We start from the raw sequence: 7,546 nt of genomic DNA on the forward strand, positions 1-7,546 counted from the left end.
CGACAGCGCCCGCGAGCTCGGCCGTCCGGACGCCGCCGACCGGTTGGTGGACGTGGTTCTGGCCGCCGCCCGCGCCTGACCCCCGAGGCCGTGCTCCCGCGTCGGCGCGCGGCCCCCGCCCTCTACGGCGCCCCGGTGGACGGGAGGCGTCCACCGGGGCGCCGGACGCCCGCCTTGCATGATCATTCATTTTCACGCATACTTATTGCCATGTCCAAGGTACTCACCTCTCTCCCTGTCGGTGAACGGGTCGGGATCGCCTTCTCCGGCGGCCTCGACACCTCGGTGGCGGTCGCGTGGATGCGCGAGAAGGGCGCCGTCCCGTGCGCCTACACCGCCGACATCGGCCAGTACGACGAACCCGACATCGCCTCGGTGCCGGGGCGTGCCGCCGACTACGGGGCGGAGGTCGCCCGCCTGGTCGACGGCCGAGCCGCCCTGGTGGAGGAGGGGCTCGCGGCCCTGGCCTGCGGGGCGTTCCACATCCGGTCCGGTGGCCGCGTCTACTTCAACACCACGCCGCTCGGGCGGGCGGTCACGGGCACCCTGCTGGTGCGCGCCATGCTCGAGGACGGCGTGCAGATCTGGGGCGACGGCTCCACGTTCAAGGGCAACGACATCGAGCGGTTCTACCGCTACGGCCTGCTCGCCAACCCCGCCCTGCGTATCTACAAGCCCTGGCTGGACGCCGACTTCGTCAACGAGCTCGGCGGCCGCAAGGAGATGTCCGAGTGGCTGACCGAGCGCGGTCTGCCCTACCGGGACAGCACGGAGAAGGCCTACTCCACCGACGCCAACATCTGGGGCGCCACGCACGAGGCCAAGTCCCTCGAACACCTCGACACCGGCGTCGAGATCGTCGACCCGATCATGGGCGTGCGGTTCTGGGACCCCGAGGTCGAGATCCCCGCCGAGGACGTCACCATCGGCTTCGAGCAGGGGCGTCCGGTGAGCATCAACGGCAAGGGCTTCCCCTCCGCCGTCGACCTGGTGCTCGAGGCCAACGCCGTCGGCGGGCGCCACGGCCTGGGCATGTCCGACCAGATCGAGAACCGCATCATCGAGGCCAAGAGCCGCGGCATCTACGAGGCCCCGGGCATGGCGCTCCTGCACGCGGCCTACGAGCGGCTGGTCAACGCGATCCACAACGAGGACACCATCGCCGCCTACCACAACGAGGGGCGCCGGCTCGGCCGACTCATGTACGAGGGCCGCTGGCTGGAGCCGCAGGCCCTCATGCTGCGCGAGTCGCTGCAGCGCTGGGTGGGCACCGCGATCACCGGCGAGGTGACCCTGCGGCTGCGGCGGGGCGAGGACTACTCGATCCTCGACACCAACGGCCCCGCGTTCAGCTACCACCCGGACAAGCTGTCCATGGAGCGCACGGAGGACTCCGCGTTCGGCCCGGTCGACCGGATCGGCCAGCTGACCATGCGCAACCTCGACATCGCCGACTCCCGCGCCAAGCTGGAGGAGTACGCCAGCATCGGCATGGTCGGCGAGGGCGCCCACCCGACGAGCATCGGCGCGGCCCAGGCCGCCTCGACCGGCCTGATCGGCGCGATGCCCGAGGGCGGCGCCGAGACGATCGCCTCCCGCGGCGAGGGCTCCGGCGCCGGCGACCTGCTCGACCACGCCGCCATCGAGTCCGGCAACGACTGAGCCTCCGCCGGTCCGCCGTCGCGGTCCGCCCAGCCCGGAAGCCTCCGGGAGGGGCGGACCGCGACGGCGTCACGGGGCTCCGGACCTCTGCGGGGTCCTGACGTCGCCGACCTCCCGCGGCGCGTGCCCACCGGCCGCGTACCGGCTGGTCCGGATGAAGGCCACGCAGAGCGTCGTGAAGACGGCGAGCGTCGTCAGGCTGAGCGCCGTCAGCAGGGGGGTGAAGGGCACGAACAGCAGCGTGCTCGCCAACTCGCTCCCGATCAGCGCGAAGAGGATCACCCGGATCGTGAACGGCCTGAGCCGCGTACAGATCCACGCGCCCAGCGGCGCACCGACCGCGACGACGGGCGAGGCCGCCACCCAGTAGTCGACCACGGCCCCGGTGAAGTCCCCGATGACGAACACGTGTGTGGCGAACGCGGCGAGCGAGACCACGGTCATCATGATCACGGTCGTGGGTGTGCTCACCTTCTCCGAGACACGGAACAGCAGCACCAGGAGGAGGAACATCACACAGTTCTCGCCCACGCCCGCCACACCGCTGAGCAACCCGCCCGCGAACCCGGTACCGATGACCAGGGCCCGTTCCCGGGCGGTCCACTCGGGGATGGTCGGATTGCGCCGGTATCCGCGTTGGAACAACTGGAGCAGGAGCGCGACGGCGAGTGCCACGAGCAGCATCGTGAACAGCACACGGACCATCGGAAGCGGTACCAGGGGCGCCAGGTACACGGCGCTGACGAACACGCCGACCACGCCCGCGGCCGAACCGTAGACCACCACGCGTCTCTCGATGGGCACGCGGCACGCCAGGATGGAGATCGACGCCGCGGTCATGCCGACCGACTGGATCGCGAACGTGAAGACGCGGGCCTCGTCGGCGGGCACGTGGAGCAGTTTGGTCATGACGGGGAAGGAGACCGCGCCGCCGCCCTCACTGGTCCCACCGCCGATGAGCGAGCCGAACACCATCGTGAGTGCCACCGGCCAGTTGGCCTGGAGGATGTCGAGGAACCGCGGTCCCCACACGAGCGCCCACACCAGCCACACGCAGCCGGCCAGCGCGGAGTTGACGACGACGACCTTCGGAATTCTCGTTCTCGGCGGATTCCCTGGGGTGCGCATAGACCGTTCTCACCATTCCTGGGGATTCGTGGTCGCGATCCGTCGGTGTGACGTCCACACGTGGCGCGGGCCCTTCCCGGCCGCCGTGCGGGCGGTACGGACGCGTCTCGTTCGGCGGGCGGGGCAAGGCGCTGGCGACTCTACCGGCGCGTTCCGGCGCCCCGAGTCTCCTTACGTGCGCGGGTCCGCGCCGGGTCGGGTCAGGTGGTCGCGTACAGCGCGAGCCCGAAGACTCCGGCCACCCACGTCCACAGCAGGCAGAACCCCACGTGGGCGAGGGTGCGCAGCGGGTCGCCCCGCCACAGGGCCGGAGAGAAGTAGGCGAACTGGAACACCCAGCGCAGGGACCAGAACACGGTCTCCGCCGTGAGCAGGGCGCGCGCCAGGGGGCCGCCGGTCAGCAGTTCCGGAGCCAGCAGCAGTGGCAGCGAGCCCAGGAGCACGCAGGTCACACCGATGAAGAAGAAGTGCGCACCCGCCACCTGCCTGGGCAGCGCCGCCATGCGCGCCACCTGGTCGGGCCAGCCGATCAGCCGGGGCAGCACCAGGTGGAACGCGCCGAGCGTCACCAGCACCGCACCCACCAGGTGCACCTGACCCTGGACCGAGAACACCCAGGAGGTCACCGCTCCGGCCCCACCAGCACGAACACCGTGACCAACCCGCCCATGCGCCGTTCGTGGGCCAGGCGGAGCCCGGCGCCGCGCGCGGTCCGCAGCCAGCGCGCACGCGGCATGAAGTGCTCGGCGCCCGGACCGTAGGCGGCGATGTTGGCCGCGTCACGGCAGTGCTCGACCAGGACCAGCGCGCCTCCCGGTCGCAGGATGCGCGCCACTTCGCCGAACGCCGCCTCCCGGTCATCGGCGGCGCGCAGTTCGTGCAGCGCGAACGGGGCGATGACCGTGTCCACGGAGGCGTCCGGGGCGGGCAGCGCGTCCGCTGAGCACGCCACCGACTCCGGCCTCGGCGCAACCCTGCGGCGCGCCCGCCGCAGTGACGACTCCACGACGGGCAGCGCGTCGTACAGGTCGGCGACGGTCTGCTCACACCCGGGGTGCAGGGCGCCGATCACCGCGCTCGCCTCGTCCAGGCCGGACGAGATCACCAGGTGTCTGCCCGGACGGGGCGGCCGACCGGCCCGGACCAGGGCCGGGGAGAGCCATTCCCAGCCGTGTAGCGGCGACCGGTCGTAGACGACGTGGGAGGCCACCAGGGAGGCGGCGGTCCACCAGGACGCGGCGGCCCCGGCCGTCCACGCCACCGCGCGGACGATCCCGCGCGACCGCCGGGCGACCAGCGCTGCGCCGACGGTCACCGCACCGCCCGCCAGGTACAGCGGCCAGTTGTAGGCGATCACGTGCCGTGCCCCGGACGGGCGTCGTCGGTGGCCCCCGGGCGCCTGACCGTTCATCCCCGCCTCCCCGCCGGAGTCACCAGTCGGCCCCGGTGCCAGCCGTAGTCGACGTCGGCCACGTGGAAGGCGTTGGCGAGGACGGGTCGGGTCCCCTCGAAGGGCCCGTGGCGGAAGAAGGTCACCCGTTCCACGTCCACCGCCACCGGGCGCGGCTCCCAGTGCGTCCGGAACGCCTTGACCACCAGCACGTCACCGCCGCGTCCGTCGTGCTCGAACGTGTGGGGCAGGGGCCCGGCGAAGCGCCGGGCGTCCCGCTCCGTCGCGAAGGGGGAGCCTTCGGGCAGCGGGGCGGCGGCCCCGTCCAGGGCGGCGCTGACGCGCAGGTCGGCCCGCCCGTCGGCGGACCGCACCGCGACCTCCAGCCGGTCACCGGTCCTGCGCGTCCCGAGCACGGCGCGTTCGTACCGGTAGCGGGTGAGCAGTGAGCCCGCGGCGGCCAGTGCCCGGCTCGACGTCTGACTTCGCAGGATGCGCAGGCCCCTGAGGGTGCGGGGACCTCCCCCGGTCCTCGCCCGCTCCACCGACAGCCGCGCGAAGACCCGGTAACCGGTCATCACCTGGCGCGCGCCCGCCCACGGGGGGAGAAAGGCCGGACGCAGGCCCCGGAGCGCCACGGCGGCGACCGCCGCGAAGCCGTACTCGGCTCCGTCCGGCGCACGGTAGGTGTCCAACTCCAGGCCGGGGGCGAGCAAAGGGCGCAGGACGCGCGGCGGGAAGGCGTAGGTGAGCACCAGCGAGTCGGTGAAGTGCGCGCGCATGGGCAGGGGGTGTTCCCGGATCCTCAAGCCGTTCCTCCGATGGTCGTGACGTACAGGCTCCCCCACAGAGGGCAGCGTTCCTCCTCCGCGCGGACCGCGGCCGCGCCTCCCGCCGCCCCCACACTGCGCAGGACGGCGGTCCCGCCCGGTCGCACCGCACGCTCGACCGCGGCGCGCAGCCGTCGGCGGTAGGCGGGGCCGGGGCCGTCCAGCACGTTGGACAGGGTCACCGCGTCGTAGCTTTCCGCCGGGACCGACTCCAGGTGCTCGGCGACCTCACCGAGCACGAACCGCACCCGGCCCGCGAGGTCCGTGCCGCCCGGCCGCGGGTCCGGTGCTCGTCCGGCCAGCAGTCCCGCCAGAAGGGGGTTGTCCGCGTTCGGGTGGCGCGCGACGACGCGGGCGATGCGGGTGCGCAACTCGGCGTCGAAACGGGCCGGGACCACGTGGCGGAATCCCGGGGCCAGGGCCGCGGCGAGCGCTCCGGCCGGTCGGAGGGCCGCTCCCATGAGCAGGCGCAATCCGGGGCGGTCGAGCCGGGTGCGCCACCACAGGGACTGGACCCGCGGATCGTCCAGGTCGAGGAAGGCGCGCAGCGGGCCGGGGCGCCACCGCGGAAGCGCGGCTGCGGCGCCCCGCCGGGCCGCGGCCAGCATGAGCTCGGCGCTGCCCAGGGCCGTCGGCGCGCCCTCCTCGACGCGGGCGCGGGCGTAGGCGAGCTGCACGGGGTTGACGTCGACCGCGGTCACGTCATACCCCGCGCGGGCCAGCGCGGCGGCGGTGTCCCCGGCCGAGGCCACGCACAGCACGCGCGCGGGGGCGGCGGGGAAGGCGCGTTCCTCCACGCGCGGGTCCTCGTACATGCGGCCGAACAGCAGGCGGGGGCCGTGCCCGGGCAGGGCGAGGACGCGCCCGGCGGACCAGGGGGTGGGGGTCATGACCGGGCCTCGGCATGCCGCGCCGCGACGACCCAGGCCAGCGCGACGATCGCCAGGTTGGCGGTCAGCATCCGCCCGGGCTCGTCGATGGTCGCGGGGGAGAAGAGCAGCCCGCCGAGGTTGAACACCCCGATGAGCGCCGTCTGTACGGCCGCCGCCGCGTACGGCAGGCGCCCGGACAGGACCCACAGCCCGATGGCGGCCTCCGCCAGTCCGATCCCCACCAAGAGGGGGGTGACCAGGGGTTCGGGCAGCAGCGGCAGGTCGGCGATGATCGCCCGGTGGTCGGCGCGTCCCGGCCAGACCTTGCACCACAGCCCCTCGTAGAACCAGACCAGGGACAGGGCGGCGGCCGGGGCGAGGGTGCGTGTCGTCCGTGGGGGAGGGGGCATGCGGTCATGAAACCACCTACGTCGCGGCCGCCGTGTCCGGGGTGGGCGGACGGGAGCGCGAGGTCTTCGTCGCGCAGCGGATGACCGACCTCGCCGCGCTTTCGCCGGCGGGGTTCCGGACGGGGTTGGGGCCCGTCAACGCGAGCGCCGGCCCGGCCCGGACCGGCGGTGGTGCGGCCGATCCAGATCAGGGCCACCACATTATTTGACTTACTCCAGAAAACGAGCCAGACTGTCGAGCATGCCAACCCCTTCGGATTTCGAGCGAATGCTGCGCGAGTCCGCTCTGCGGGTGACGGGCCCTCGGCTGGCCGTGCTCTCGGCCGTGCACGACAACCCGCACGCGGACACCGAGTCGATCATCGGCGTCGTGCGCGGGAACCTCGGCGCGGTGTCCGACCAGGCCGTCTACGACGTGCTCAAAGCACTGACCAGCGTGGGCCTGGTGCGCCGCATCCAGCCGCAGGGCTCCGTGGCCCGTTACGAGACCCGGGTCGGGGACAACCATCACCACATCGTGTGCCGGTCATGCGGTGCCATAGCCGACGTCGACTGCGCCGTCGGCCACGCACCGTGCCTGACCGCCTCCGACGACCACGGTTTCTCGGTCGACGAGGCCGAGGTCGTCTACTGGGGTCTGTGCCCCGACTGCTCGAGCACACACGGTTCGTGAATCATCCTGTTCGCTTCCTCCCAACGCTGGAAGGATCTCCATGTCCGAAAACCACGAAGCCGCAGCAACGGGTGGCTGTCCGGTCGCGCACGGTCGGGCCCCGCACCCGACCGAGGGCGGCGGCAACCGAGGCTGGTGGCCCAACCAGCTCAACCTGAAGATCCTGGCGAAGAACCCGGCCGTGGCGAACCCGCTCGGCGAGGGGTTCGACTACGCCGAGGCGTTCAAGGCGCTGGACCTGGAGGCCGTGAAGGCCGACATCGCCGAGGTCCTGACCACCTCCCAGGACTGGTGGCCGGCCGACTTCGGGCACTACGGCCCGCTCATCATCCGCATGGCGTGGCACAGCGCGGGCACCTACCGCTCGCACGACGGCCGTGGCGGCGGCAGCGCCGGTCAGCAGCGCTTCGCGCCGCTGAACAGCTGGCCGGACAACGTCAACCTGGACAAGGCCCGCCGCCTGCTCTGGCCCGTCAAGAAGAAGTACGGCCAGAACATCTCCTGGGCCGACCTCATGATCCTCGCGGGCAACGTCGCGCTCGAGTCGATGGGCTTCGAGACCTTCGGCTTCGGCGGGGGGC

The 7,546-nt window shown here is 72.6% G+C and carries 9 protein-coding genes; 3 read left to right on the plus strand and 6 right to left on the minus strand.

Going from position 1 to position 7,546, the window contains the following annotated elements; genetic code table 11:
- Positions 1-210 precede the first annotated feature (210 nt).
- Positions 211-1,662, plus strand: a complete 1,452-nt coding sequence (gene argG, locus D471_RS0128425; protein WP_017601759.1) for an argininosuccinate synthase — start codon at positions 211-213, stop codon at positions 1,660-1,662.
- A gap of 69 nt (positions 1,663-1,731) precedes the next feature.
- Here argG and D471_RS36680 read toward each other — a convergent pair whose 3' ends face one another.
- From D471_RS36680 to D471_RS0128455, 6 genes are all read right to left on the minus strand, one after another.
- Complete coding sequence (locus tag D471_RS36680; RefSeq protein ID WP_051059274.1) at positions 1,732-2,790, minus strand: sulfite exporter TauE/SafE family protein; 1,059 nt, start codon at positions 2,788-2,790, stop codon at positions 1,732-1,734.
- A 200-nt stretch (positions 2,791-2,990) separates the two neighbouring features.
- Complete coding sequence (locus D471_RS0128435; RefSeq protein WP_017601761.1) at positions 2,991-3,416, minus strand: hypothetical protein; 426 nt, start codon at positions 3,414-3,416, stop codon at positions 2,991-2,993.
- Positions 3,413-4,201 (minus strand): class I SAM-dependent methyltransferase, encoded by a 789-nt coding sequence (locus D471_RS0128440; protein WP_241479736.1) that lies wholly within the window; start codon positions 4,199-4,201, stop codon positions 3,413-3,415. Before D471_RS0128440 ends, D471_RS0128435 begins: the two co-directional genes overlap by 4 nt.
- Positions 4,198-4,989: a DUF2071 domain-containing protein gene (locus tag D471_RS0128445; protein WP_017601763.1), complete on the minus strand. Its 792-nt coding sequence runs from the start codon at positions 4,987-4,989 to the stop codon at positions 4,198-4,200. Before D471_RS0128445 ends, D471_RS0128440 begins: the two co-directional genes overlap by 4 nt.
- Complete coding sequence (locus D471_RS0128450; RefSeq protein WP_017601764.1) at positions 4,986-5,900, minus strand: DUF3419 family protein; 915 nt, start codon at positions 5,898-5,900, stop codon at positions 4,986-4,988. The genes D471_RS0128445 and D471_RS0128450 overlap by 4 nt, the downstream gene beginning before the upstream one ends.
- The gene (locus D471_RS0128455) at positions 5,897-6,292 is read right to left on the minus strand and encodes a DoxX-like family protein (RefSeq protein WP_017601765.1); all 396 of its coding nucleotides are present in this window, start codon (positions 6,290-6,292) and stop codon (positions 5,897-5,899) included. The genes D471_RS0128450 and D471_RS0128455 overlap by 4 nt, the downstream gene beginning before the upstream one ends.
- A gap of 241 nt (positions 6,293-6,533) precedes the next feature.
- Here D471_RS0128455 and D471_RS0128465 point away from each other — a divergent pair, with 241 nt between their 5' ends.
- Both D471_RS0128465 and D471_RS0128470 read left to right on the plus strand, forming a co-directional pair.
- Positions 6,534-6,965: a Fur family transcriptional regulator gene (locus D471_RS0128465; RefSeq protein ID WP_026128165.1), complete on the plus strand. Its 432-nt coding sequence runs from the start codon at positions 6,534-6,536 to the stop codon at positions 6,963-6,965.
- A gap of 40 nt (positions 6,966-7,005) precedes the next feature.
- Positions 7,006-7,546 (plus strand): peroxidase family protein (locus tag D471_RS0128470; RefSeq protein ID WP_026128166.1); only part of this gene is annotated, 541 nt, incomplete at its 3' end.

It is taken from the genome of Nocardiopsis lucentensis DSM 44048, from assembly GCF_000341125.1.
Lineage (GTDB): Bacteria > Actinomycetota > Actinomycetes > Streptosporangiales > Streptosporangiaceae > Nocardiopsis > Nocardiopsis lucentensis.